Source organism: Pseudophaeobacter sp. 1A09344 (genome assembly GCF_041008745.1).
Lineage (GTDB): Bacteria > Pseudomonadota > Alphaproteobacteria > Rhodobacterales > Rhodobacteraceae > Phycobacter > Phycobacter gallaeciensis_A.
In genome coordinates, this window is sequence record NZ_JAXGFS010000020.1 from 1 (window position 1) to 24,760 (window position 24,760).

The following is a 24,760-nucleotide window of genomic DNA, read 5'->3' on the forward strand; positions in this document are numbered from 1 at the left end:
CGCGCTGGCAGTCTTCAATCGCGCTTGGACTTTTTGGGAAATAGACCTGAAACAATGGGCCCGCAAAGCCGCGAGCCATCAACGGAGAAGGGGGAAGGTCGTAAGCACTCTCTTCTGCCAAGCTGTTTGCGGACTTCAGAGATTGATTGGTCAACAAAGACAAAGCAGTGAACGGCGGCGAAATATTTGGCATGTCGCTAAGTCCTGGGTAAAAATACACAGGTTTAAAAAACGCCCTGCGCTGTTTGAGACATCCTTAACGGGCACTGGTAACTTTATCCGCTTCAGGAAACATGGAGACGACCATATGAATTGTCGCAGCCTACCGCGCCTCTACTCCCCCAGGGTGATCGACGAGGGCGATACTGGCGATGGAAATGGGGGCCAGATCAATTCAGAAACTAGGTTTCGACATGTTCAGGAGGATCAGACGGATTTTCAGAGTCCGGTGTATCGTATGGCCCCAAAGTCTCCACAATACTGCCTGCCGCCTTTGGCAACCCGCTTCGAGACAGGGGGGCCGCTATATCAGCGCGTCCGCAGTAATCAGGTCCCATAGCCGGACCAGGAAGTTGTGCTCTTCCATTACGGAATTCCAGATCACGATCTGACTTTGCCGCGTTTCATAACTACCGCCCTCGCGGCGTTCTCCGGGGTGATAGACGACATTCCCAAACGCGTCACGGATTTCGCAAGCGGCAGGTTTGCCACCATACCAGAAATCCCACTCAACCGATGATAGATGCGCGCGCGTCGCGCTGGGGGCAGCCATATAGGCACCATTGCGCGCCATAATCGCGCCTGCGGGGCCGGACAGCCACCAGTTCAGATAAGCGTAGGCAAGGTCCTCGGTACGCTGATCGAGATGCCGGGACAAGGCCATGCCGCCGCACCAGCCGCGATAGCCTTCGCGCGGTGCGCACATTCGGATGGGGATACCCTTGGCCTTTTGCGCGAGGTAATTCGACCACCACATGGTCGAAAGTTTGGCGGTCCCATCTGCGCCAGGCGTCCTATCGGTCCAGAACCCGGCGAAATGACCCGACAGTTGATATTGTTTGACGAGGCGGATGAAACTTCCGATTTCTCCGAGAGTCAGGTTTCCGGGATTATCGCATTGAAACTCGCCCCGTGCGCGCAAGGCCAGTAGCAGATCGGGCACGCCAATGGCTGCATCCGCCTGAATGGCGACCCTGCCGTGCCATTGCCCGGACAAAAGATCGCCCCAGCTCCTGGGCTCGGGGGCGGTGCTGTCTCCGACGATAGCAAAACTGTCGGCGTTATACACCGTTGGCAGCATGGAAACCTGGCCTGAGGCTGCCGACCCCAATTCGCCGCTTTCCTGCACGAATAACCGGTCTCGCGGCGTGCCGCGCGGCGCCGTCCTGTCGGGGTCGCTCTGGAGCACCGGCCAGGACCAGATCTCGTCCCAGCAGTCGATCCGATCGACCTCGATCGGCCGTAGCGAACGCGCAGGCCAGACCAGATCAAGGTCATGAAACCACTGGTCGTAGATGTCGAAACTGTCTGGCGCCAGTACACCACGACGTTGTGCTTCGATCCCGTCCAAGGCGGTGAACTCAAGCCGGATACCCAGATCAGCCTCTGCCGAGGCGAGGACGGTGTCGATCAGCGTCACTCCGGTTCCCAACACGCGCAGCACGGGTGGGTTGGTATGCAAAGGCGGCGATGTCAGTGGTTCCGGCATTTTGCTTTATGTCTGTCAGGATGTTTTCACGTTCAAAAAGGCTTCAAACGAGGCACGCAACAACGTCATGTCCAGGTTACGGCCGATAAATACGAGGTGCGAGCTTTGATCGGAAGGCATCGCACTGTCAAGGTGACGCGGGTGGTGCAAGGTGTGGCCGACCCCATCAATCAGGACGATGCCCTCGGGCGTCTTGAGCAGGCATTTCACCCGCAGCAGATTGGTGCCGTGGCGGTGGATAAGCGCCGAGAGCCAGACGACAAACCCGGTCCAGTCGAGCGGATCGTCGAAGCTGAGGCTCAGGGTCTGCGCGCCGGTGCCGTCGCTATGCGAAGGGGCACGCGTCTGCGCCGGGACGGGAGCGTTGGCGCCATCGCTGGCGATATCCGCAAAGGTCGGGCACTGCCGGGCATCGAGGAGCTGTGCCGCCGGGTTGATCAGCCCCAGCCGCAATTGAAGGTCCAGAAGCCGATCCTCGGGCACGAGGTCGGTCTTTGACAACAGGATCGTGCTGGCCGCCGCCACCTGCGCCACCCACTCGGGCTGTTTCGCGTGCAGCGCGGCACCATTCAGCGCATCGGCCACGGTCACCACGTCCTGCAGAATGACCTGATTGTGCAGCACCGGATCGAAGGTCAGCGTCGACAGGATTTGCGACGGGTCCGCCAGGCCGGTGGTTTCGATGACAATCCGGTCGAATTGCGGCACCTCGCCGTTTTGCGCCTGGCTCATCAGGTTCAGGATCGCGTCCTTCAGCTCGCCGCGGATCTGGCAGCAGATGCAGCCGGAATCGAGCAGCACGGTATCCGGCGCGATGGTGCCCACCAGCAGGTGGTCGATGCCGACCGCCCCGAACTCATTCACCAGAACGGCGACGCGGCCTGCGGTGTCATCTTGCAGCGCGCGCGCCAGCCAGGTCGTTTTGCCGGCGCCCAGAAAGCCGGTCAGCAGGGTGATGGGAACCGCTGTGCGACGCGTCATGACTGCGCTCCTGCCTCGGGGAGGGGGGCGGGAAAGTTCGCCGGGTCCAGCGGGTCGAAGCCGCCGCCGAATTCCGCTTCAAGCGCGGCCCAGACCTCGGTGACATTGCTGACAATGGCCTGCCGGCCGGTCAGATTGCGCAGGATGTAGCTCTGCCCCTGCCAATCCGAGAGCTGGATGCGCTTGCGGGCGAGCATGCGGTTGACCACTGCGATCCGCGCCGTCCGGTCCCGCCGCCGCAGCACCGGATCTGCCGAGGCGCTGGTTTCAAACCCGGCGGCGCTCCAGTGGTCATCCGTGCCAAAAATTCCGCATAATCCGCACATGCCGATATCCTCCGGGCTTGGTGATTTATTGGTGGGAGGGGTGGCCCCTCCCACCGTCTGGATCACGCTTTGCGCGGTGCGCGTGCGTTAAAGTCGTCTGCGATCTCGTCGAAGGTGGCCCATTGCACGCCTTCGTGGCTGTTGATGTATTCAATCAGCCGCTCGTGCATCATCAGAACCTGCGGACGGCCCGAGACATCGGGGTGGATGGTCATGGTGAAAACCGCATAGTCGTTTTCACGGTAGACGTAATCGAACTGGTCCTTCCACATCTGCTCGATATCGCGCGGATTGACGAAACCGTGGCTGTTCGGCGCTTTCTTGATGAACATCATCGGCGGCAGATCGTCGAGATACCAGTTTGCGGGGATCTCGATCAGGTCGGTTTCCTCGCCCCGCTCCAGCGGCTTCATCCAGGTGTCGGGATGCTGGCTGTAGTCGATCTTGGTCCAGCTGTCGCCGACCCGCACCCGGTAGGGGTGGAAATCGTTGTGCATCAGCGAGTGGTCGTATTTGATGCCGCGCTCCAGCAGCAGCTCGTTGGTGACATTGGAGAATTCCCACCAGGGCGCAACATAGCCGGTCGGACGCTTGCCGCTTAGCGCGGTGGCCAGTTCGATCGACTTGTCGAGGATTGCCATCTCCTGCTCGCGGGTCATCGCAATGGGGTTTTCATGCGAATAGCCGTGAATGCCGATCTCGTGACCTGCCTTGGCGACCGCTGCCATTTCCTCGGGGAAGGTTTCCATCGAGTGGCCGGGGATGAACCAGGTGGTCTTGATGCCGTATTTCTCGAACAGTTTCAGCAGGCGCGGCGAGCCGACTTCGCCCGCGAACATCCCGCGCGAGATATCATCGGGCGAGTCCTCGCCGCCATAGGACCCGAGCCAGCCGGCAACGGCATCGACATCCACGCCATAAGCGACAAAAATTTTCTTTGTCATTTCATTCTCCCTTAGATGTTGAGGATTGGATGGGTAATTGCGGGGAGGAGCTGCTCGGCCTGAACCAGCAGCCCCTCATCATTGCCAGAGGCGGCGGAAAGCAGGATAGAGCCTTCGACACGGCCCGCTGCATCGCGCAGTGGCACCGCGAGGCCGGGCCAGTCCAGCAGGCTCCCGATCATCGTGGCCGCGAGCAGTCTGGCGTTCAGCTCCTGCGCCGCCTTCTGGTCGTTCAGATAGACCGGCAGCGGATGGCGCAACGAGGGCACCGTGGGGAAGGCGAGCAGCCTGTCGCCGATCTCGGCGCGGGCCGCCACGATCAACTGCTCCCGTTTCTGCAGGTAACCGGCATAGTCCGCGTCGCTCAGGACCGGCGCCTGCTGCAGCCGCGTGCGGATCACCGGGTCGATCTTGCTGGCCTCGTCGCTGGCCAGCAGGTCCGCATATTTCCGTCGGGCCTCGATCGCGACCAGCGGTCCCTCAGCGGCAGTCAGGGCGCGCAACTCGTCCACCGCCGTCAGATGTGCGGCGCGCACGGTCCATCCGGCGGCAGTCAGACGGCTCAGCGCCGCCTGATAGGCTGCGGTGACCTCCGGGTCCCAGACCGGCCCGAGGCACTCTGACAGATCGAGGATATCGGTTTTTGCCGTGTCGGGGCTGGTTGCTGGCCTCGTGTTCAGGATGTGATCGGCTGCGCGCAGCACGTGAAAGGACCGTGCGAATGTGCCAACGGTATCAAGCGTCCGGGACAGCTCGTGCACGCCGATTCGATCATAACGGTTCGCACTGGGCTTGAAGCCAAAGATGCCATTCAGCGCCGCAGGCAGCCGGACGGAGCCCGAGGTATCGGTGCCGACCCCGAGATCGGCCAGCCCAGCCGCGACCAGCACCGCAGACCCCGAGGAAGAGCCGCCCGGCAGCAACGGCACCGTCTCCGACAGGGCAGAGGGCGGGGTGCCGAAATGCGGGTTGATGCCGAGGCCCGAGAAGGCAAATTCTGAGAGGCCGGTCCGGCCCAGTGATACGCCACCGGCGGCCTCGATCAGAGATACACAGGCCGCGTCCTGCGTTGCAGGCTGCGCGGATTTGTGCAGCGCCGAACCGCAAGTGGTGATCTCGCCCGTCTGGTCGATAATGTCCTTCCACAGGACGCTCATCCCGTCCAGAGGCCCTAATACCTGACCACGGGACGCGCGGTCTTCGGCCTGTGCGGCCTGCATCATCGCGCGTTCTGCGGTGATCGCGGTGCAGGCGCCTGTCTCTTGCCAGCCTTCCAGCGCGTGCAGCGCGGCAGCCGTTCGTTCCGTCACCGGAACTGTCGTTGTCCGGGCTGAGTGATGCTCTTCAAAAAATATCATGATGGTCTCCACGGGCGGGGGCGATCTGCCCCCGCCCGGATTGATCGGCTTAGAGGTCTTCGCGAGCGATCGCATCCGACGGGATGTCTGCGGTTCTGACCCGCTGCATGCCGTTTTCCGCCGTGTAGACCCAGTTCAGATCCACCGAAGTCGCGAGGTATTTCGCATCGTCCGGGTCGTTGATCTCGGCCTGCTGATGACGCGGCAGAACCCAGGCTTTCATCAGGACGAAATACACCGCCATCGCAGCCGGGAAGCCGACGACATAAGCGTATTGGATGAAATACAGCGCCAGCCCGCCACCAACGGCCCAGGCGATCAGACCCGCCGGGTTCCAGCCGCCAAAGTAACGGAACTGGCCGTCTTCGCGGTAGAGGTCCGGCACGTTCAGGCGGCGACCCCGGATCAGGAAATAGTCGCAGACCATGATGCCGCCGACAGCAGACAGCATCGCGCCATACATGCCGAGGTAGGTGAACAGGTGATTCAGGATCAGCCAGGGCATGGTGAGCGTACCGACGATACCCGCAATCATGATGCCCATCGCATAGGTGATGCGCGGCGCGCCAGCGTTCACAAAGGTCAGCGCGGCCGGGATCAGGTTGGCACTGGTGTTGGTGGACCACTGCGCGAGGATGACCATCGCGAGCAGCACGACCAGCGTCACCCCGGTGCCCTGCGCCTGAATGACGTTGATCGGGTTCCAGTCTCCGGTCGCAATAAAGGAAACCGCCCCGATCAGCGCGATCCAGCTCTGCGCCACCGGCAGGGCGATGAACTGCGCCGCAAAGATGTTGCGGTTGCGACGGAAGAAGCTTTTCTCGCCGCCGTTCGTCTTCAGAAAGCGGGTGATATTGGGGATATCCACCGCCAGCGCCGACCAGAACGCCATATTGGCCACGAAGAGCGCGACGATGCTCATTTCCGCGTCACCGGCAAAGGTCCAGATGTTATGGCCGCTCGCCGAGGCGACGCTTTCGAGGGTGTAATACATCCAGATCGAGATCGCGATGATCGCAGGTGCCGCAATGCTGGCGAGCAGCTGCACGGCCCGGATGCCCATCGCGGTGTTGATGATCTGGATCAGGCCGAAGGCGACATACCAGAAGACCCAGCTGTCGAAGCCGCCCAGGTAGGACACGATGCCGTTCAGCGCGAGCGCCCCGAGATAGGTCTGGATGCCGAACCAGGCCGCTGCCACGATGCCGCGGGTGACCGAAGGCAGATGGGTGCCGACGGTGCCGAACGGCGCCCGCAGATAGACCGCAAAGCTGATGCCATGCTCGGTGCCGATGTCTGCCGTCAGCGCCATCACCAGACCAAGCACAAGATTGGCAAGGAAAATGGTTCCGATCACCGTCGCCAGAGGCAATCCGGCAACCCCGCCCGCGCCGAGCTGGAAGGTCGCGATAATGACCGCCATACCAATCCAGATCCACACGTAGCCTAGTCCACCAATGGTCCGCTGATTGAGCCAGACCGGCAAAATTGAAGCTTCTAACAGATGCGATTGTTCATCCGCCCTCGGGGGCTGCGCCGCCGCTTCTGAATATGCCATTTCGTGTCCTCCCATATTATAATGATCTTTAGTATTCATAAGATCATTTTAAAGAAAGGGAAGCCTTTTGTTTCCCAGTGCAGCGGCCTAAGATAGGTTGCAGTTGGGGATTAGGGGCTCGGCGCATGTCAGTTGAGTGGCTGGAATCCGAAACAGAACGCAAAAGCGAAGTTTAAAATTTGTCCATAATTCCCAGATACATATCGATTTCCCAAGCGATCAAAGATGCCATAGAGGCTGGGCGGTTGGAGACCGGGCAAGTCCTGACCGAAGAGCCATTGGCCCGGCATTTCGGCACCAGCAGAACCACGATCAGAAAGGCGCTTGCCGAGCTCCATTCTGCAAAAATGATCACCCGCTTCGAAGGCCGGGGCTTTCTGGTCGGGACTGATTCTTCTGTCCCGCCCCGTCGGGATTCGATTGAACAGGCCCTGTTCGATTCAACAGCAAGCCGCAGCGTTCCAAGAGCGCTGTCCAACCCTGATCAGATCCTGCCAGTCCTGCGCGATGAGCTGATCCGCGCCCTTCCCTTCGGCCCTCTGCAAATCAACGAGAGCAAGCTCACCGAGCGCTTTTCCGTCAGCCGCTCGGTCGTCCGCGACATGCTCTCGCAACTCCGCAGTTCCGGCATCGTAGAGAAGAATGAGCGCTCCAAATGGGTGTTGCCGGTTCTGACCGCTCTGGACGTGCGCAATCACTATCAGTTGCGCATCCTGCTGGAGCCTGTGGCGCTGGCAGAGGCGGCGCCCCATATCGAAAAAAGCCACATTGAACGGGCCTTGGCGCGGGCACGGGAGCTGGACCGCCAAGACGGGGATCTGGACGCAGAGGACATTTCTGAAATGGAAAATGCCTTGCATGTGCAGGCGCTGTCTGGCTGCCGCAACGACCACTTGCTCAAGACCCTTCAAAAATCGCGCCTGGTCTTGGCAATCAATGAAATGTTCCGCCTGCTTCTTGGTCGGTCGCCGGGGACCAGCCGTCTCATTTCAGAACACATCGCGGTTCTTGAAGCTCTGGCGCGCAATGATGCAGCCGCCGCGGCCTCCTTACTGGAATTTCATCTTCTGGAAGCACGGGAACGTACCTGCAAAAGGTTGCAAACCCTTTCGGTATTACTGCCACCAGAATTGCCCAGTTATCTGACGCCAGGAACGATCTCGATAAACCAGACCGCATTGCTCAACGGAAAGTAGCGACTTCGGGACGCAATAGCCTGTACCTTTGGTTCGGGCGGCAACCACACCGCTGCGGGAGGATAAAAGCTGCATTGTGCGCGGGGTGCCAGATTGATCGGACGGCTGCCCTCAGTGAGCTGCACAGAGGACGTCACGTGTACTACACCTTTGGCGAGATGCCCCATGCCGCCTCCGCAACGGCGGGAAACCACCAGCCCGTTGCGACTGGCTTTGCGTCCGGTTTGCGACTGTTGACTTGGCGCATCGTCCGCGGTGTCCAGGCAAATTGGCTGCTAAAGCTTAGATCCGGCTGCTCAGGCGGTTAGCCATTGCTCCAGCTTGGCCGGGTCGGGAAGTCCGCCCACATGGACAAGCTTGCCGTCCACCGCGAGCCCGGGTGTCGACATGACACCTGCCATTGCGATGGATTTCGCGTCCGTCACCTTTTCGAGGGTGATTTCAACGCCCAGTTTCGCTGCTGCGTCGCGGACCATGTTCTCTGTGGTTTCACAGCGCTTGCAGCCGGGACCGTAGACTTTGACAGATTTCACGGGATGTCCTTTCAAGAGCGGATCTATGGGGGCGTTTACAGAAGGAAGTTGAACAGATAGCCAGTGGCGAGAATACCGGCGGCAACAATGGCGATAAAAATCGCGATCAGCCGCAGGGTCAGCACCTGTTTTAGAATTATCATTTCGGGCAGCGACAGGGCGATCACCGACATCATGAAAGCAAGCGTCGTGCCAAGGGCCGCGCCCTTGCCAAGCAGTGCCTCGACTATGGGAATGACACCGGCGGCATTGGTGTACATCGGCACGCCCAAGGCGACCGCCGCCGGCACTGACCACCATGCCTCACCGCCCATGATTTTCAGCATCATCGCTTCGGGGACATACCCGTGGATCAGCGCGCCAATTCCGATCCCGATCAGCACCCAGATCCAGACTTTGCCGACAATTTCACGGACTTGCTCTGCGCCGGTTTTCAACCTGTCGACGAAAGTAACCGCCTCCTCGGGGAGGGCACCAACAGGACCTGCATTCAGGTCGCGCACCCAGTCCTGCAGATAGCGTTCCAGTCGCATCTTTCCCATCACGTAGCCGGTGACGGTTGCGATCGTGAAACCGAATACAAGGTAGATCGTGGCGATTTTCCATCCCACCAGAGCATAGAGCAGCCCAAGTCCGACCGGGCCGACCATCGGGCCGGCAATCAGGAACGAAAACGTCACGCCCAAGGGAACCCCTGCGGAGACGAAACCGATGAAAAGGGGCACGGATGAGCAAGAACAAAACGGTGTCAGAACACCAAGAAAGGCGGCCAGCGGATAGCCGAAGAACTCCCGCTTGCCAGCCAGGATGGTACGCGTCTTTTCGGGGCTGAACCAGCTACGCAGGACACCCGTCACGAAGACGATGCCGGTAAGAAGGAGGAGCACTTTCGGGACGTCATATACGAAGAAGGCGATCGCCTCGCCGGTGTGACTGTCACGAGCAACGGGCAAAAGGCTGGTGACCCATTCAGAAAACGGGATCAACTGCCCGTATACCAGCCAGCCAACGACCGCGGCCCCGACAACAGCCGCATACCACAGCCAATCCGGTGTCGTATGCTTCGCGGAGAGTCCTTGGGTATCTGTGGTCATGCCATCTCCTGTTTGAGAGAGTTTTCCGCCAGCAAGACCGCGGAGATCACAGCCGCGATTTCTGCCGGGATATTCGGGTTCTGACGATACCTGACCCATTGAGCGTCTCGCCGGACGATAACCAGGCCAGCTTCGCGCAGCACCTTCATGTGTCGCGACATGCGGCTTTGGCTTACATCAAGCCGCTCCATCAACTCACAGACGCAGTGCTCGCCGCCATCCCAAACGATGGCGAGGGCGGCGCGGCGGGTCGTGTCATAAATGGCGTTTAGTATCTCTTGCATTACGCATGTATATGCGGCCTACCGCATATGCGCGTTGATCCACGTCAACTGGCCCCATTGGGTGAATCTCTGGATCTCAGCCTGTGGTGCTTGCTCAGCGAAGTCTGCTTCTTTGGGGCGCGGCATCGCCGCGGTGACAACCATTTGTGCAACCCGGAATGCCTTGTCTGTGATGGGTTTCCCACCAGTGCTGCCCGACCGCGACAGCGGCCCGCAGCAGGCCCAGGGACCCGGGCCGGGGGCTGACTTTCAGGTCAACGCGGCCTGCGCAGCACGCCGTACTGCGCATAGCCGCGGTAAAGCTGGCGATGCTCTGCCGTGCCGCCGGTCTCTGCGGCAATCCTGTGCAGGGTGGTTTCAAGGTTCAGCCGTGGACTGACGTGAAATTTCGCCAGCCATCGGCGCAGCGAGGTTTCGAACCAGTCGGGCCATCCGGACTGATCCGAGAAATCCACCACATGCAGTTCACCGCCGGGCCTCAGATGCGCGGCCGCCATGCGCAGGGCGGTCTTCCAGTCCGGGATCATCGAAATCCCGTAGGAGACAAAGATCCGGTCGAACCGGGGGCGCTGAAACAGCGCGGCACCGTCAAAATCGCAGGCGTCTGCCTGAGCCAGCTGTGCCCGGTCTTTCAATTTCGCCTGTGCCGAACGCAACATCTGGGACGAAATATCCAACCCGTAAAAGGCACAATGCGGGTATCTGCGGGCCGCCAGATGCAGGTTGCGCCCGGTGCCGCAGGCCACCTCCAGGATATGTGCACCTTCCTTGGGGGCGAGGTCTGCAATCAAACGGTCGCGTCCGAACAGGTAGTATTTGCGGGTCAGATCATAAATCATCCGTTGATGGCGGTAGGTCTGATCCATCAGATCAGCGTGGGTATCGGGCGCTGAATCAAACATGGGAAGGCCCTTTGTAGCGGTAGAGGTGGAAGGCGCCGTAGATGGCCGAACGATCCTCTGCCGTACCCTCGGCCGAGGCTTCAGCGTCATAGGTCCATTGGTTCAGAAGATCGGGCCGGACCCGTCCAGGTAGTATATCGGCGCTGCCGCCGGTGCGGAAAATCACCCGTGCGCCCGGTCTTGCCGTGCGGGTGATCTGCGCCCAGAGCGCATTCAACTGCGTATCATTCATCCAGTCCTGCGCATCCAGCAGCACGTAGCCTTCCTTGCACCCGTCCGGCTCTGCCTCCAGCAGATCGGTCAGGGAGCGATTCACGATCCGTCCGTTGCCAGCACTCTGCCGCAGAGCCTCGAAGTTTTCCCGGCTCAGGTAGGGTGGCAATGATCCATCCGGGGCGGGGTCGTATTGCCGGGCAAAGGCCTGCCAGGCGAAATAATTCTCCCGGATCGGGAAATCGCACATCAGCTTGCGCACCCGTTCGCGCAGTACCGGCAGGACGTCGCCACCACCGTCAGCGGCGAGCTTGTCATACTGGGCCGGCGGGATGCCAAGGCCGAACAGGGCGGCGCGGAACCCGGCCAGTTTGCGCACCAGCCACATGTCGAACAGCGGCGCGATCTCTTCATCGAAAAACCCCTGCTGATCCTCTAACGTCCGCGCGGCCAGAAGCGGCGCGAAGTCTACGCGGCCAAGGCGGGCCACCAGATGCACGGTGCCGAGGAAACGCCCCAGCAGACCGTGCCGGTAAAACCGGTTTTGAAACACGGAGATCCGGGGGCGGATCGGTTGCCGCGCGTCCCAGAAATCCCGCGTGTGCGGGTCAAGATTGGGGCGGATGTAGCGGTCATAGAGCGCGACATTGCTGGCCAGATCGGCTCGGGCAAAGAACTGGTAGAACGCCGCATGATCCGGCAGGCAGCGCGCTGCGGTCAGTTTCAGCTGCCCCAGCGCCACATGGGCAGGCGACAGATCGACGGCGGTAACCGACGCGGGGCCTGCAGTGAGATAGGACATCAGGTTGCAGCTGCCGGATGCGATACAGACCAGATTGTCTCCCGGCTTGATTTCCAGGGCTGCCATATCGACAACCGGATCTTCCCAGATCTGCGGGTAGACAAGGCCCAGGAACAGGCGTGAAAACAGGCGCTCCAGCCGTCCGGTTGCGGCATCGCCATCTTGCAGAACGGCAGCATCCAGCCGCGCCTGTGCGGTCGTGCTCATCGGGGGCACCTCTCATACATTTTCAAGTTGCCTGTCTTTTTCGAACTGTTTGTCCTTGCGCCGCGCCCGGCGGCTGCGGTGATGGGCGCGCCGGGCAGAGCGGGTCCAGTCGATCAGCACCAGTTGCCCGTCTTCCCGTTCCGCCACGGCGGTGCAGCTCTCGACCCAATCGCCGGTGTTGACGTAGGAAATCTCGCCAATATCACGGAGGGCGGCGCTGTGGATATGGCCGCAGATAACCCCGTCATAACCACCGCGCCGGGCCTCGGCAGTCAGGACGTTTTCATATTCGCTGATGAAATTGACCGCCTGTTTGACCTGATGCTTGGCCCATTTGGACAAGGACCAGTATTGCCCGCCCCAAAGATGCCGAAGCCGGTTGATGCGGGTGTTGAGCCAGAGCATGAAATCGTAGGCTCGGTCTCCAAGGTGGGCCAGCCACCTTGCATTGACCACCACGGAATCGAACTGGTCGCCATGGGTCACCAGATAGCGTTTGTTGTTGGCGGCGACGAAATCTGCCGTCTGCACCACCTCGATGCCGCCGAAATGCGTCCCGAGGTAGGAGCGCAGGAATTCGTCGTGATTGCCGGGGATCAGATAGATCTCGGCGCCATCATGCGCCTTTGCCAGGATCGCCTGCACCACATCGTTATGGGCCTGCGGCCACAGGAAGCCTTTGCGCTGGATCCGCCAGGCGTCGATGATGTCCCCCACCAGGTAATAGCTGTCCGCGTCGTGACTGTTGAGGAACTCCAGCAACAGTTCGGCCTGGCATCCCGGGGTACCCAGATGGATGTCAGACAGAAAGAGGGTGCGGTACTTCATCGTGCTCGCCCGTGCTGCTGCGCGTGGCGCCAGAGGTACCGCAGCTAATTGACAGAAGCATGACGGTCCTGGCCCGGCGCGTTTCGGCCGACCCGGAGAGATGTAAGGTTACTGAAAGCTTGCTGCGGCATCCGGTGGCGCAGGCAAAGGCTTGTCATCAGTTCTTTCGTCCGCCCCGCGCCAGCCGCAATGGCCGGAGATTTCCGGTGATCGAGGCAACGAAGCGTCCCAGGCGACAGCAGCTGAAGACGGCCCAGACCAGATATATTTTACCGGAGGTATGCCCCTTGCATGGACGATTTGCCGAAGCCGTGAGAAGGCTGAACGCCCGCCTGTCACAGGTCAGGCGACCGGAGCTGTCGCCGACGATGCTCAACATACTGGTCGCCACTTATATGCTGGTGGCCTTCAACGCGGCGTTCTGGAGGCACCTCTCGACGCTGTTCGAGGGCGCGCCGATGAATGTGGTGCTGTTCGGGGCTGCGGTCTGGATGCTGACGTTCTTTACCCTCAGCCCGTTCAGCTGGCCGCGCGTGCAGCGCCCGGTGGCTGCCATTCTCATTCTTCTGGCGGCGGCGGCCTCATGGTATCAGGGGCACCTGGGCATCATGATCGACAAGCTGATGATCCAGAACGTGATGAACACCACCTATGCGGAATCCCGGCAACTGATCACGCTGCCCTATCTGCGTTACATGGGGCTGACTGGCGTACTGCCCGCCGCCTTGCTGTTCTGGCCGCGCATCACCTATCCGAAGTTCCGCCATATCCTGTGGAAGCTGCCGCTGACTGCTGTCGCAAGCTTCGCGGTGACGTTCGGTTTCCTGTTCGTCAACCTCAAGGCAAATGCCTCGGTCATCCGCGAGCATCACGAGTTGATGGGCAGCTACCAGCCCGGCGCCACCATTGGCGCCATCGCCCGCTACGCCAAGATGGAAATCCGGGCCAGCAACACAGAGGTCGCACCGCTGGGACAGGATGCAGCCAAGGGGGAAGACCTGCTGGCGGCTAAAAAACCGGTTCTGCTGGTGATCTTCGCCGGAGAGACCGCCCGCGCGCAGAACTTCGCGCTGAATGGGTATGCGCGGAACACCACGCCGCAGCTGGCGGGGCTTGATCTCCTCAATTTCAGCGAAACCTCGTCCTGTGGAACATCGACGGCGGTGTCGCTGCCCTGCATGTTCTCCGCGCTGGGCCGGAGTGACTACAGCCATCGCGCCTTCATGGGGCAGGAGAACCTTCTGGATGTGCTGGATCATGCCGGGGTGCAGCCTGTGTGGATCGACAACAACACCGGGGATCAGCGGATCGCCCGGCGCACCGGGGCGCGGCAGGTCGATGTTACGCTTGATCCGGCGGCCTGCGCCGATGGGGAATGCAGCGATGCGGCGCTTCTTGGGGCGCTGGCGCAGCAGATCGGGGCGATCAAGGAAGACACCGTGCTGGTGCTGCATATGATCGGCAGCCACGGACCTGCCTACTACAGGCGCTACCCCGAGGCGTTTGCCCGCTTCACGCCTGATTGCAGAACAGCCGAGTTCGACTATTGCACGCCGGAAGAGATCGTGAACGCCTATGACAACACCATCGCCTATACCGACCACATCCTGGCCAAGGCGATTTCAATGCTGAACGCGCAGGACCATGCTCTACCGGCGTTGATGTATATCTCGGATCACGGTGAATCCCTGGGGGAGGGCGGGCTATACCTCCACGCCGCGCCGATGTTCATGGCGCCGGAGGCGCAGACACGGGTGCCGTTCCTGATGTGGCTGCCGGAAAGCTATCGCGAAGCGATGCATCTGGATGGCGCCTGTCTGAAGGATATGACTGATCAGCCTGTCAGTCAGGACAATCTGTTTCATACGGTTCTGGGCCTTCTCGACATCCGCACTGAGGTCCGGCAGCCGGAGCTGGATCTGGCGTCGCGCTGCCGTATCGCGAGGCCCGCAACATGACGGTAAGTGATCAATCGCAGGGCGCAGCCCCGCAAGAAATCCCGCCCGCTGTGACCGGCGTTGCGCATGTCTTTGCCGCTGCCCGGTATTCCCTTGGCGGTTTGCAGCGGTTGATGGGGGAAACCGCCGCCCGGCTGGAGCTTGTCGCGGGGGCTGGGACGGGGTTCCTGCTGCTGGTTCTTGGGGCCTCTGCTCTACAGCTTGCGGCCTTTGCCATTCTCTTTGCACTCCTGCTGGCGGTCGAGGCGCTCAATACCGCGATCGAAGTGCTGACCGACCGTATATCGCCCGAATGGTCGGTGCAGGCAAAACACGCAAAGGACCTTGGCTCTCTGGCGGTTGCGCTGCTGATCATTTCCAATGCCTTGTGTGTCGGGGGGATCCTGCTGTCGCTGTTTGGCTAGCCGCAACTCCGGTGCGGCCAAAGGTATCATGGGTCAGGCGGGACGGCAGTCTGCGGCGTCATGGGACCGGTAGAAACAGGCGCCAAAGGTCCGCCTTCGCGGCTGCCCAAAAAATCGGCGCCCGCGTCTGAGCCGTCACAAAACGGCCACGAAGAGTTTGACTTCCCGGTCCTGTTAAGCCTTATTGGGCCTACATGGCGACCTGATCGCCGTTGGCAATTGAGCCCCGATCACCCTCTTGCAGGGTGGCGGGGCTTTTTCGTTTGTGGGGTACTATGCTGGAATTCGATCTTGGTCTGGTCTTCTCGACCTCTGGACCCTACGCCGCGCTGGGACAGGCCGGACTGGCGGGGGCCGAGCTGGCCATCGCGGATCTGGAGCGCGAGGGCATTGCCCGAATTGCGCCCGTGACCTGTGATCCGGCGGGCCGCCCCGAGGCCTATGAGGCGATGACCCGAGATATCCTTGCTGGTGGTGTGTCACACGTGGTGGGCGCCATCACCTCCTGGAGCCGCAAGGACATGATCCCGGTGCTGGAGCGTTATGGCGCGATGCTGTGGTACCCGTGCCCCTATGAGGGCTTCGAAAGCAACGATCACGTCGTCTACATGGGCGGCGCGCCGAACCATCATATGATCCCGCTGCTGGACCGGGTGCTGAGCCAAGGCACGCGCCGTGCCTACCTGCTTGGCTCCAACTATGTCTGGGGCTGGGAAACGCTGCGTCTGGCCCGCGAACGGCTGAGCGCCGCCGGGGTTGAGATCGTCGGCGAGCGTTTCGTACCACTTGGCGATGTGGACTCCGATCTGGCCCTCTCCGAGATCATCTCTGAGCAACCGGATGTTGTCGTCAACTCGCTGATCGGTCCGTCGAATGAGGCGTTCTTGCGCGGACTGCCCACCGGACAGCGGCCGACAATCCTGTCCTGCAACCAATCCGAAGCGGATCTTGATGTGCTGGGCCAGTATGGCGACGGGATCATCTCGGCCGGGACCTATTTCGAACCGCTTGGCCCCGAGGATTTCGTGCGCCGTGCCCGGGAAATATCGCCGAACGGGCGCTGTTCCTGCGTCTTTGCCACCTCCTATGCCAGCGTTCGCATTCTGGCGGAAACCGTCGCGAAAACCGGGACTACCGCGCCAAGGGCGGTGTTCCATGCGGCCTGCGATGCGCGCCATGAAACGGTTCTGGGGCCGGTGCAGATCGACCCCATCACCCGACACGCATCGCTGACACCGCATATCGCGCAGGCCGAGAACGCACAGTTTCATCTGTTGTCTTCTGCCGAGGGCCCCGTCGCTGCGGACCCCTATCTGACCTGCGTGCCCCCTGTATCCGCCCCGCCGTTCCAGACGCCCAGTTTGAGGATCGTAAAATGACCTATAGCTTCGCCGGAAAATACGCTCTTGTCCTGCATCCCAGCGCTGAAATGCGGGATCAACTGGTCCGACGTCTGGGCACGCTTGGCATCAAGGCCGAAGGGCGCTGGCCCGCGCTGGAAGTGGCGGATGTCCGCGCTGACCTGCTGGTTCTGGACCTTGACCGGGCCGAGGACGGGCAATTCCCCTGGTCGCCGCAATCTGCGCCTATGCCGATCCTTGGGCTGATCGGCTCGGAAACGCCGGGACGCCTGGAATGGGCCGTGCGGCAGGGTCTGGACGCCTATCTGCCGGTCAATGCCACCGCCAATATCTACTCGGCGCTGGTGCTGGGCTTTGCTCGGTTCAAGGAACGCATGGAAACCCGCCGCCGCGAAGCCGAAAGCAACCGGCGCGCCTCGATGCGGCTGGAGTTGTTGCAGGCGGTCCTTGTCATCATGCGCTCTGAGGGCGTCGATGAGGCGACGGCCCTGAAGAAACTGCGTGCCTTTGCCATGGTCGAGCGCGTTGCCCTAGAAGATGCTGCCGTCCGGTTTCTGGCACGCCCGGCCATGCGGGGGCAGGCATGACGATGACAGCAGCCACAGAGGGCCAGATGACAGCAGGCCGCGGTGCACGCAGTCGGCGTGTGATTTATGAGCTGATGACCCGGCCGCGCTCGGCCTTTGGGATGGTGATCATCATCCTGATGGTTGGTGCCGCGCTGCTGGCGCCGTGGATCATGCCGCATGACCCGTTTGAGCAGAGCTTTGACGGGCTAAGTCTGGCCGGGGCGCCGTTGCCGCCGGGCGCGGATTTCCCGCTGGGCACGGATCTTTTGGGGCGGGATCTGGCTTCGCGGCTTATTCTGGGGACGCGCACCTCACTAATCATCGGTATCCTTGCCAATGGGATCGCGATCCTGCTGGGCGCTGGTGTCGGCATTACCGCAGGCTATTTCGGCGGCTGGATCGGCGCGGTGCTGATGCGCTTTACCGATCTGATGATGGCCTTTCCGGCGCTGCTGCTGGCGATTGTGCTGGCGGCGATCTTTCAGCCCTCGCTGCTGATCGTGGCGCTGGTCATCGCGATGGTGAACTGGGTACAGATGGCACGGGTGATCTATACCGAGACCCGGTCGCTGGCCGAGCGTGATTTCATCACCGTGCAGCGGGCGCTGGGCGCTGGCCACCTGCGCATCCTGTTCAAACACCTGCTGCCGCATCTTTTGTCGTCCATCGTTGTCTTTGGCACCCTGGGAATTTCGACAACGGTCTTGCTTGAGGCGACGCTGTCCTTCCTTGGCGTGGGCGTGCAGCCCCCGATGCCAAGTTGGGGCAATATCATCTTCGAAAACCAGACCTATTTCACCACCGCCCCCTGGCTGGTCTTCTTCCCCGGCATTGCGATCCTGTTGCTGGCGCTGGCCTTTAATCTGGTGGGCGATGCCCTGCGCGACATTCTTGATCCGACCCTGAAAGGACGCCACTGATGCAGGCCTATCTTGTCCGCCGCCTGATGGAGAGCGCGCTGATCCTTCTGGGGATCACGCTGGTGACCTTTATCCTGCTGTATCTTGTGCCGGCCGATCCGGCGCGGCAGATCGCCGGGCGGTCGGCCACCGCCGAAACGGTGCAGAACATCCGCGATCAGCTGGGGTTGAACGATCCCTTTGTCGTGCAGTACTGGAACTACCTGACGGCGCTGTTTCAGGGCGACATGGGGCGCAGCTATCTGCAACGCGCCGAAGTCTCGGAGCTGATCGCTGCCCGCCTGCCTGCCTCCCTGTTGCTGATGGTTGCGGCCATCGTGACCGAGCTGGTGTTCGGCCTGACCATCGGTATCGTCGCGGCCCTGCGCCGCAACAAGCCCGCAGACCACGGGCTGATGATCTTCAGCTTTGTCAGCATCTCCGCACCGCAATTCGTCATCGGCATTCTGCTGCTCTATGTCTTTGCGGTGAAGCTGGGCTGGTTCCCGATTGGCGGCTACGGCACCTTTGGCCATGTGGTGCTGCCTGCGGTGACGCTCGGGTTTCTCGGTGCGGGCTGGTACAGCCGCATGATGCGCTCCAGCATGATCGACGTGCTGGGCCAGGATTTTGTCCGCACCGCGCGGGCCAAGGGGCTGGGCAAGGCCCGTATCATCCTGCGGCACGTCATTCCCAATTCCATTCTTCCCATCATCGCGATGATCGGCATCGACATCGGGCTGTTCATGTCCGGCATCGTGGTTGTGGAAAGCGTCTTTGGCTGGCCCGGGATCGGCCAGCTGGCCTGGCAGGCGATCCAGCGCGTGGACATTCCGGTCATCATGGGTGTGACCATGGTTTCGGCCACCGCGATCGTTCTGGGCAACCTTCTGGCGGACCTCGTGGCGCCGGCAATCGATCCCCGTATCAAGACCAAATAGAAACGGTAAAACCAACAGAGGACTGAAATCATGAAGAAATTTCTTTTAACCGGTGTCGCCGGACTGGCTTTGTGCGGCCATATGGTAGCCGCAGAGGTGAATGCAGATGCCCCGATGGGTGGCACCATGACCGTCACCTACAAGGACGATGTCGCCACGCTGGACCCCGCCATCGGTTATGACTGGCAGAACTGGTCGATGATCAAATCGCTGTTCGACGGGCTGATGGGCTATGAGCCGGGCACAACCACGCTGCGCAACGAACTGGCGTCGGACTATGCCATTTCCGAGGACGGCCTGACTCATACCTTCACCCTGAAGGACGGGATCAAGTTCCACAACGGCCGCGAGATTGTCGCCGAGGATGTGAAATACTCGCTGGAGCGCGTCACCAACCCCGAAACCCGTTCTCCTGGCGCAGGCTTCTTTGGCATGATCGCGGGGTTTGACAGCTGGAACGCGGGCGAAGGCGAGGGGCTTTCGGGCGTCAAGGTGATCGACGACAAGACCATCGAGATCACCCTGTCCCGTCCCGACGCGACCTTTGGCCATGTGATGGCGCTGAACTTTGCCTCCATCGTGCCCAAGGAAGCGGTCGAGGCGGCAGGCGAAGATTTTGGTCGCCAGCCGGTCGGCTCGGGTGCCTTCAAACTGGCGGAATGGGCGCCGGGCCAGCGCGTGGTGTTCGAACGGTTCGCCGATTATCACCGCGCCAACCTGCCCAAGCTGGATCAGGTGACCTTTGAAATCGGACTGGAGCCCACCGTTGCCCTGCTGCGTCTGCAACAGGGGCAGGCGGATGTGCCCGGCGACGGCATCCCACCCGCGCAGTTCCTGCAGGTGATGAACGATCCGGCACAGAAGGACAACGTTATCGAAGGCGGCCAGCTGCACACCGGTTACATCACGCTCAACACCCAGATGGCGCCGTTCGACAATGTCGCCGTGCGCAAGGCCGTCAACATGGCGATCAACAAGGACCGTATCGTCAAGCTGATCAACGGCCGTGCGGTTCCGGCAAACCAGCCGCTGCCGCCGTCGATGCCGGGCTACGCCGAGGATTACGAAGGCTATGCCTTTGATCCCGCCGCCGCCAAGGAAATGCTGGCCGAGGCTGGTTTTGCCGATGGGTTCACCACCGAGCTTTACGTGATGAACGTCGATCCCAACCCGCGGATTGCACAGGCGATCCAGCAGGACCTGAAGGAAATCGGTGTCACCGCCGAGATCCGCAGCCTGGCACAGGCCAATGTGATCGCCGCAGGCGGTGAGGCGGATCAGGCGCCGATGATCTGGTCCGGCGGCATGGCTTGGATCGCCGACTTCCCGGATCCGTCGAACTTCTACGGTCCGATCCTGGGTTGTGCCGGCGCGGTTCAGGGCGGCTGGAACTGGTCCTGGTATTGCAACGAGGAACTGGACGCCCGCGCTGCCGAGGCGGACGCCATGACCGGTGCGGAAAACGCTGACGCCCGGATCGAGGCGTGGAAATCCATCTATCTGGATGTGATGGCGGATGCCCCCTGGGTGCCGGTCTTCAACGAGCAACGCTTCACCCTGACCTCGGACAGGATCGCGGGCGACGACAGCCTGTTCGTTGATCCGGTCCATATTCCGGTCAACTATGACTACATCTACTCGAAGGATGCTGAATAAAAATGTGTAAGCACTGTGATTACACGATCCACGGTGCACACCATCACGGGTGGGACAATTCGCTCCCGCCCGTGGAAACGGTGGCTCCCGGATCGCGCCTGCATTTCCAATGTCTCGACAGTTCGGGCGGGCAGTTCAACAAGGACAGCACCAGCGCCGATGTGCCCAATCTGGATTTTGGCAAGATCAACCCGGTCACCGGGCCGATCTATGTCGATGGGGCCAAACCCGGCGATGTGCTGAAGGTCAAGATCGAAGCCTTCCACCCCTCGGGGTTCGGCTGGACCGCGAATATTCCGGGCTTTGGCCTGCTCGCCGATCAGTTCACCGATCCCTATCTCAAGGTCTGGGATTACGATGCGGAAACCCTGGCGCCGTCGCTGTTCACCGATCTGGCCAAGGTGCCGCTGAAACCCTTTGCCGGGACTATCGGTCTGGCCCCGGCCGAGGCAGGCCTGCATTCGGTGGTGCCGCCGCGCCGCATGGGCGGGAATCTCGATATCCGTGATCTGGCGGCAGGCACCACGCTGTATCTGCCGGTGGAATGCGAAGGGGCGCTGTTCTCCATCGGGGATACCCACGCCGCGCAGGGCGATGGCGAGGTTTGCGGCACCGCGATTGAATCGCCGATGGATGTGGAGGTCACGCTAGACGTGGTGAAGGGGGAAACCCTGAACTTCCCGCGCTTTTCCACGCCGGGGCCGGTGACGCGCCATCTGGATGCCAAAGGGTATGAAGTCACCACAGGCATCGGCAATGACATGATGCAGGCCGCGAAGGATGCTGTCAGCGCCATGGTCGACCTTCTGGGCCGCACCAAGGGGTTGTCGGCCGAAGATGCCTACCTATTGTGTTCCGTCTGCGGCGATCTGCGGATTTCCGAAATCGTCGACATGCCGAACTGGGTGGTCAGCTTCTACTTCCCGAACGTGGTGTTCGAATGAGCGAGACCGTGCTGACAGTGCGCGACCTGAGTGTTCAGGTCGCCACCCCTTCGGGGGCGAAGACGGTTCTGGATGGGCTGTCTTTTGATCTGAAGCGGGGCGAAACGCTCTGTCTGGCGGGCGAAAGCGGTTCCGGCAAATCCATGACCGCGCTGGCGATCATGGGGCTGTTGCCAGAGCCGATGTGCCGCATCGCGGGCGGCTCGGTGAAACTCGGCGATCTGGAGCTGACGACCCTTGGCCCGCGTGGCTACCGCGATATCCGCAGCGTGCGGGTGGCGATGATCTTTCAGGAGCCGATGACCTCGCTCAACCCGCTGATGACGGTGCAGGACCAGTTGGCCGAGGTGCTGCTGGAACATGGTGCCTGCAGTCGCGGCGAAGCCCCTGCGCGGGCGCTGAAATTGCTGCAGGATGTGCAGCTGACGGAACCGGAACGGCGACTGAAGCAATACCCCCACGAATTGTCCGGCGGCATGCGGCAGCGGGTGATGATCGCCATGGCGCTGGCCTGCGATCCCGAGGTTCTGATCGCCGATGAGCCGACCACCGCGCTGGACGTGACGGTGCAGGCAGAGATCCTCGATCTGATCCGCGCCTTGCAAAAGGATCATGGAACCGCTGTGCTAATGATTACCCATGATATGGGCGTGGTGGCGGAAATGGCGGATCGGGTGGTGATCCTGCGCCACGGACAAGAGGTGGAAAGCGCCCCTGTGCGCGATCTCTTTGTCGCTCCGCAAAGCGACTATGCGCGGGAATTGCTGGCTGCGGTTCCGCGTCTTGGCACCGCGCCGCCCCGCCCCGAGGTGCAAAACGGCGCCCCGGTGCTGGAGGTCAGCGATCTGTCGGTGCGGTTCGATATGCGCGGCGGTATCCTCAACCGGGTGCAGGCGCGGGTCCACGCGGTGGAACAGGTGTCCTTTACCGTGCGTGCCGGGGAAACCTTGGCGCTGGTCGGGGAATCCGGCTGTGGCAAATCAACAATTGGCAAGGCCCTGTTGGGGCTGGTGCCATGGCAGGGCTCGATCTCGGTTCTGGGGCAGCAGACCTATGGCATGGGCCCAGGCGCGCTGAAGCCGGTGCGCCGGGACATTCAGATGGTGTTTCAGGACCCCGGTGCCTCGCTGGATGCGCGGATGACCGTTGGCGAGCAAGTGGCTGAACCTCTGGTCATTCACGGCCTGTCCAGTGGATCGGAGATGAGTGACCGCACGGCAGAGCTGTTTCGCCGTGTCGGCCTGTCGCCGGACATGATGCAGCGCTATCCGCATGAGTTTTCCGGCGGGCAACGGCAGCGGATCAACATCGCGCGGGCCTTGTCACTGTCGCCAAAGATCCTTGTCGCGGACGAAAGCGTTTCGGCGCTGGATGTTTCGGTTCAGGCGCAGATCTTGGAGTTGTTGCAAAGCCTGCAGGACGAGGACGGGCTAGCCTTCCTTTTCATCAGCCATGACATGGCGGTGATCGAACAGGTTGCGGACCGGGTCATGGTCATGCGTCTGGGGCAGGTGGTCGAGGAAGGCGCGCGTGATGCGGTGCTGCATTCGCCCCGCCATCCCTATACCCGCCGTTTGCTGTCCGCAGTGCCAGTCCCGGATCCCACGCGGCCTCTGCCAGAACGGCAGGCTGGTGATGCCAGTGGAACGCCTGTGCTGCAAGTCGGCCAGTCGCCCGAAAAACTGATCCTGCGCGATCTAGGCGCCGGACACAGGGCCGCTGTCTGACGAGACTGGCACGGGTCCCGAAACGGAAAGGCGCCCCCCTGCAAGACAGGGAGGCGCCTTGGCCGAACGTGCGAATGGACGGCGTCCTTACAGGGCGGCTTTGAAAAGCTCTGTAAGGTTTTCTTCGGTCAGCTCGATCGGGTTGCCGCCGCAAGACGGGTCGATGATCGCGCCCTTGACCAGTTCGGGGATCGAGGCTTCGGTGACACCCAGATCCGACAGCTTGCGCGGGATGCCGAGGCTGTCGTTCAGTTCCTGCACATAGGCGCGGAAGCCGTCAAAGCCGCCTTCAATACCCAGATAGGCCGCCGCCTGGTTGAACCGGTCGGTAATCACCGGGGCGTTGAAGTCCAGAACCGCAGGCATGCAGACCGCGTTGGTGGTGCCGTGGTGGGTGTTGAAATGCGCGCCGATCGGGTGGCTCATGGCGTGGATGGCGCCAAGGCCCTTCTGGAACGCGGTGGCGCCCATGGCTGCGGCGGACATCATCTGCGCGCGCGCTTCGATATCGGTGCCGTCGGCATAGGCGCGGGGCAGGTAATCCTTCACCAGACGCATGCCTTCCAGCGCGATACCCTGGGACATCGGGTGGTAATGCGGCGAGGAGAAGGCCTCGACGCAATGGGCAAAGGCATCAAGCCCGGTGCCTGCGGTGATGAATTTCGGCATACCGACGGTCAGTTCGGGATCGCAGATCACCACGGTGGGCAGCACCTTCGGGTGGAAGATGATCTTCTTCTGGTGGGTGACGCTGTCGGTGATCACCGAGGCGCGCCCCACTTCGGAACCGGTGCCGGCAGTTGTGGGCACCGCGATGATCGGCGCGATGGCGTCGGCGTCGGCGCGGGTCCACCAGTCGCCGATATCCTCGAAATCCCAAACCGGGCGGCTTTGGCCGCACATGAAGGCGACCATCTTGCCAAGGTCGAGACCGGAGCCGCCGCCAAAGGCGATCACGCCGTCATGACCGCCTGCATTATAGGCGGCAACGCCTGCTTCAAGGTTCTTTTCATTGGGGTTGGGATCAACCTCGGAGAACATACCACGACCAAGGCCCGCAGCCTCCATGATGTCGAGCGTGCCTTGGGTGACGGGCAGATCCGCCAGTCCCTTGTCGGTGACCAGCAGCGGTTTCTTGATGCCAGCCTGCGCGCAGGCCTCGGCGAGTTCCTTGATCCGGCCAGCGCCGAATTTGATTGCGGTCGGATAGGACCAGTTTCCAACGAGAGACATGTTGCTACCTTTCGAGATAAATGGCCCGGGGCGCTTGCGGCCCGGGCTGCGCCCGCCCGCCCCCACGGCGGGCGCATTCGCGCCCACCCGGGCGGTCGCCGCCCTTGGGTGTGGAGGGAGCCAAGCTTGTCATG

Annotated in this window: 24 protein-coding genes; 10 read left to right on the forward strand and 14 right to left on the reverse strand. The window is 61.5% G+C overall.

Annotated elements, in window-relative coordinates; genetic code table 11:
• The 7 genes from SM765_RS22000 to SM765_RS22030 form a co-directional block, all read right to left on the reverse strand.
• A partial coding sequence (locus tag SM765_RS22000; RefSeq protein ID WP_274836427.1) for a hypothetical protein occupies nucleotides 1-193 on the reverse strand: 193 nt, incomplete at its 3' end.
• A gap of 330 nt (nucleotides 194-523) precedes the next feature.
• Nucleotides 524-1,708: an ABC transporter substrate-binding protein gene (locus SM765_RS22005; RefSeq protein ID WP_274838779.1), complete on the reverse strand. Its 1,185-nt coding sequence runs from the start codon at nucleotides 1,706-1,708 to the stop codon at nucleotides 524-526.
• Between the two features lie 15 nt (nucleotides 1,709-1,723).
• Nucleotides 1,724-2,689 carry a CobW family GTP-binding protein gene (locus tag SM765_RS22010; protein ID WP_274836429.1) on the reverse strand — a complete coding sequence of 322 codons (966 nt, stop codon included), beginning with the start codon at nucleotides 2,687-2,689 and terminating at the stop codon, nucleotides 1,724-1,726.
• The gene (locus SM765_RS22015; RefSeq protein WP_274836430.1) at nucleotides 2,686-3,015 is read right to left on the reverse strand and encodes a hypothetical protein; all 330 of its coding nucleotides are present in this window, start codon (nucleotides 3,013-3,015) and stop codon (nucleotides 2,686-2,688) included. The genes SM765_RS22010 and SM765_RS22015 overlap by 4 nt, the downstream gene beginning before the upstream one ends.
• A gap of 62 nt (nucleotides 3,016-3,077) precedes the next feature.
• On the reverse strand, nucleotides 3,078-3,959 hold the full coding sequence (locus SM765_RS22020; RefSeq protein WP_274836431.1) for a polysaccharide deacetylase family protein: 882 nt from the start codon (nucleotides 3,957-3,959) through the stop codon (nucleotides 3,078-3,080).
• 11 nt (nucleotides 3,960-3,970) lie between these two features.
• On the reverse strand, nucleotides 3,971-5,317 hold the full coding sequence (locus SM765_RS22025; protein ID WP_274838780.1) for an amidase family protein: 1,347 nt from the start codon (nucleotides 5,315-5,317) through the stop codon (nucleotides 3,971-3,973).
• 49 nt (nucleotides 5,318-5,366) lie between these two features.
• The gene (locus SM765_RS22030; RefSeq protein WP_425537324.1) at nucleotides 5,367-6,914 is read right to left on the reverse strand and encodes an NCS1 family transporter; all 1,548 of its coding nucleotides are present in this window, start codon (nucleotides 6,912-6,914) and stop codon (nucleotides 5,367-5,369) included.
• A 140-nt stretch (nucleotides 6,915-7,054) separates the two neighbouring features.
• On the opposite strand from SM765_RS22030, the gene SM765_RS22035 reads away from it, so the two are divergent.
• Nucleotides 7,055-8,071: a GntR family transcriptional regulator gene (locus SM765_RS22035; protein WP_274833898.1), complete on the forward strand. Its 1,017-nt coding sequence runs from the start codon at nucleotides 7,055-7,057 to the stop codon at nucleotides 8,069-8,071.
• Nucleotides 8,072-8,367: 296 nt separating this feature from the next.
• Here the strand turns inward: SM765_RS22035 and SM765_RS22040 are convergent, their stop codons facing one another.
• From SM765_RS22040 to SM765_RS22065, 6 genes are all read right to left on the reverse strand, one after another.
• Nucleotides 8,368-8,604: a thioredoxin family protein gene (locus SM765_RS22040; RefSeq protein ID WP_065271767.1), complete on the reverse strand. Its 237-nt coding sequence runs from the start codon at nucleotides 8,602-8,604 to the stop codon at nucleotides 8,368-8,370.
• A 35-nt stretch (nucleotides 8,605-8,639) separates the two neighbouring features.
• Nucleotides 8,640-9,698, reverse strand: coding sequence for a permease (locus tag SM765_RS22045; protein ID WP_274838782.1), 1,059 nt, complete (start codon nucleotides 9,696-9,698; stop codon nucleotides 8,640-8,642).
• A complete protein-coding gene (locus tag SM765_RS22050; protein WP_274838783.1) occupies nucleotides 9,695-9,982 on the reverse strand; it encodes an ArsR/SmtB family transcription factor in 288 nt (95 codons plus the stop codon). Before SM765_RS22050 ends, SM765_RS22045 begins: the two co-directional genes overlap by 4 nt.
• A 254-nt stretch (nucleotides 9,983-10,236) precedes the next feature.
• Nucleotides 10,237-10,884 carry a class I SAM-dependent methyltransferase gene (locus tag SM765_RS22055; RefSeq protein WP_274838784.1) on the reverse strand — a complete coding sequence of 216 codons (648 nt, stop codon included), beginning with the start codon at nucleotides 10,882-10,884 and terminating at the stop codon, nucleotides 10,237-10,239.
• Nucleotides 10,877-12,106 (reverse strand): BtaA family protein, encoded by a 1,230-nt coding sequence (locus tag SM765_RS22060; protein WP_274833888.1) that lies wholly within the window; start codon nucleotides 12,104-12,106, stop codon nucleotides 10,877-10,879. Before SM765_RS22060 ends, SM765_RS22055 begins: the two co-directional genes overlap by 8 nt.
• A 12-nt stretch (nucleotides 12,107-12,118) precedes the next feature.
• Nucleotides 12,119-12,934: a UDP-2,3-diacylglucosamine diphosphatase gene (locus SM765_RS22065; RefSeq protein WP_274838785.1), complete on the reverse strand. Its 816-nt coding sequence runs from the start codon at nucleotides 12,932-12,934 to the stop codon at nucleotides 12,119-12,121.
• A gap of 311 nt (nucleotides 12,935-13,245) precedes the next feature.
• Between SM765_RS22065 and SM765_RS22070 the strand changes: the two genes are divergently transcribed.
• The 9 genes from SM765_RS22070 to SM765_RS22110 all read left to right on the forward strand — a co-directional run bounded on the left by SM765_RS22070 (nucleotide 13,246) and on the right by SM765_RS22110 (nucleotide 23,393).
• Complete coding sequence (locus SM765_RS22070) at nucleotides 13,246-14,892, forward strand: phosphoethanolamine transferase (RefSeq protein ID WP_274869702.1); 1,647 nt, start codon at nucleotides 13,246-13,248, stop codon at nucleotides 14,890-14,892.
• Nucleotides 14,889-15,296: a diacylglycerol kinase gene (locus tag SM765_RS22075; protein ID WP_274836440.1), complete on the forward strand. Its 408-nt coding sequence runs from the start codon at nucleotides 14,889-14,891 to the stop codon at nucleotides 15,294-15,296. Before SM765_RS22070 ends, SM765_RS22075 begins: the two co-directional genes overlap by 4 nt.
• A gap of 275 nt (nucleotides 15,297-15,571) precedes the next feature.
• Complete coding sequence (locus SM765_RS22080; RefSeq protein ID WP_274838787.1) at nucleotides 15,572-16,675, forward strand: transporter substrate-binding protein; 1,104 nt, start codon at nucleotides 15,572-15,574, stop codon at nucleotides 16,673-16,675.
• Nucleotides 16,672-17,244 carry an ANTAR domain-containing response regulator gene (locus tag SM765_RS22085; protein ID WP_065271759.1) on the forward strand — a complete coding sequence of 191 codons (573 nt, stop codon included), beginning with the start codon at nucleotides 16,672-16,674 and terminating at the stop codon, nucleotides 17,242-17,244. Before SM765_RS22080 ends, SM765_RS22085 begins: the two co-directional genes overlap by 4 nt.
• Nucleotides 17,241-18,146: an ABC transporter permease gene (locus SM765_RS22090; RefSeq protein ID WP_425537325.1), complete on the forward strand. Its 906-nt coding sequence runs from the start codon at nucleotides 17,241-17,243 to the stop codon at nucleotides 18,144-18,146. Before SM765_RS22085 ends, SM765_RS22090 begins: the two co-directional genes overlap by 4 nt.
• Nucleotides 18,146-19,066, forward strand: coding sequence for an ABC transporter permease (locus SM765_RS22095; RefSeq protein ID WP_065271757.1), 921 nt, complete (start codon nucleotides 18,146-18,148; stop codon nucleotides 19,064-19,066). Before SM765_RS22090 ends, SM765_RS22095 begins: the two co-directional genes overlap by 1 nt.
• A 30-nt stretch (nucleotides 19,067-19,096) precedes the next feature.
• Complete coding sequence (locus tag SM765_RS22100; protein ID WP_274838788.1) at nucleotides 19,097-20,722, forward strand: ABC transporter substrate-binding protein; 1,626 nt, start codon at nucleotides 19,097-19,099, stop codon at nucleotides 20,720-20,722.
• Nucleotides 20,723-20,724: 2 nt separating this feature from the next.
• Nucleotides 20,725-21,666, forward strand: coding sequence for an acetamidase/formamidase family protein (locus tag SM765_RS22105; RefSeq protein ID WP_274838789.1), 942 nt, complete (start codon nucleotides 20,725-20,727; stop codon nucleotides 21,664-21,666).
• The gene (locus SM765_RS22110) at nucleotides 21,663-23,393 is read left to right on the forward strand and encodes an ABC transporter ATP-binding protein (protein ID WP_368981898.1); all 1,731 of its coding nucleotides are present in this window, start codon (nucleotides 21,663-21,665) and stop codon (nucleotides 23,391-23,393) included. Before SM765_RS22105 ends, SM765_RS22110 begins: the two co-directional genes overlap by 4 nt.
• Nucleotides 23,394-23,480: 87 nt before the next feature.
• On the opposite strand, the gene SM765_RS22115 is transcribed toward SM765_RS22110, so the two are convergent.
• Nucleotides 23,481-24,626 (reverse strand): iron-containing alcohol dehydrogenase, encoded by a 1,146-nt coding sequence (locus tag SM765_RS22115; protein ID WP_274838790.1) that lies wholly within the window; start codon nucleotides 24,624-24,626, stop codon nucleotides 23,481-23,483.
• Between the last annotated feature and the right edge of the window lie 134 nt (nucleotides 24,627-24,760).

What these genes read in the sequence shown, in the direction of transcription:
- SM765_RS22005 (WP_274838779.1), bottom strand. Translation starts at nt 1,708, where the DNA reads ATGCCGGAACCACTGACATCGCCGCCTTTGCATACCAACCCACCCGTG.
- SM765_RS22010 (WP_274836429.1), bottom strand. Translation starts at nt 2,689, where the DNA reads ATGACGCGTCGCACAGCGGTTCCCATCACCCTGCTGACCGGCTTTCTG.
- SM765_RS22015 (WP_274836430.1), bottom strand. Translation starts at nt 3,015, where the DNA reads ATGTGCGGATTATGCGGAATTTTTGGCACGGATGACCACTGGAGCGCC.
- SM765_RS22020 (WP_274836431.1), bottom strand. Translation starts at nt 3,959, where the DNA reads ATGACAAAGAAAATTTTTGTCGCTTATGGCGTGGATGTCGATGCCGTT.
- SM765_RS22025 (WP_274838780.1), bottom strand. Translation starts at nt 5,317, where the DNA reads ATGATATTTTTTGAAGAGCATCACTCAGCCCGGACAACGACAGTTCCG.
- SM765_RS22030 (WP_425537324.1), bottom strand. Translation starts at nt 6,914, where the DNA reads ATGAATACTAAAGATCATTATAATATGGGAGGACACGAAATGGCATAT.
- SM765_RS22045 (WP_274838782.1), bottom strand. Translation starts at nt 9,698, where the DNA reads ATGACCACAGATACCCAAGGACTCTCCGCGAAGCATACGACACCGGAT.
- SM765_RS22050 (WP_274838783.1), bottom strand. Translation starts at nt 9,982, where the DNA reads ATGCAAGAGATACTAAACGCCATTTATGACACGACCCGCCGCGCCGCC.
- SM765_RS22055 (WP_274838784.1), bottom strand. Translation starts at nt 10,884, where the DNA reads ATGTTTGATTCAGCGCCCGATACCCACGCTGATCTGATGGATCAGACC.
- SM765_RS22060 (WP_274833888.1), bottom strand. Translation starts at nt 12,106, where the DNA reads ATGAGCACGACCGCACAGGCGCGGCTGGATGCTGCCGTTCTGCAAGAT.
- SM765_RS22065 (WP_274838785.1), bottom strand. Translation starts at nt 12,934, where the DNA reads ATGAAGTACCGCACCCTCTTTCTGTCTGACATCCATCTGGGTACCCCG.
- SM765_RS22075 (WP_274836440.1), top strand. Translation starts at nt 14,889, where the DNA reads ATGACGGTAAGTGATCAATCGCAGGGCGCAGCCCCGCAAGAAATCCCG.
- SM765_RS22080 (WP_274838787.1), top strand. Translation starts at nt 15,572, where the DNA reads ATGCTGGAATTCGATCTTGGTCTGGTCTTCTCGACCTCTGGACCCTAC.
- SM765_RS22085 (WP_065271759.1), top strand. Translation starts at nt 16,672, where the DNA reads ATGACCTATAGCTTCGCCGGAAAATACGCTCTTGTCCTGCATCCCAGC.
- SM765_RS22090 (WP_425537325.1), top strand. Translation starts at nt 17,241, where the DNA reads ATGACGATGACAGCAGCCACAGAGGGCCAGATGACAGCAGGCCGCGGT.
- SM765_RS22095 (WP_065271757.1), top strand. Translation starts at nt 18,146, where the DNA reads ATGCAGGCCTATCTTGTCCGCCGCCTGATGGAGAGCGCGCTGATCCTT.
- SM765_RS22100 (WP_274838788.1), top strand. Translation starts at nt 19,097, where the DNA reads ATGAAGAAATTTCTTTTAACCGGTGTCGCCGGACTGGCTTTGTGCGGC.
- SM765_RS22105 (WP_274838789.1), top strand. Translation starts at nt 20,725, where the DNA reads ATGTGTAAGCACTGTGATTACACGATCCACGGTGCACACCATCACGGG.
- SM765_RS22110 (WP_368981898.1), top strand. Translation starts at nt 21,663, where the DNA reads ATGAGCGAGACCGTGCTGACAGTGCGCGACCTGAGTGTTCAGGTCGCC.
- SM765_RS22115 (WP_274838790.1), bottom strand. Translation starts at nt 24,626, where the DNA reads ATGTCTCTCGTTGGAAACTGGTCCTATCCGACCGCAATCAAATTCGGC.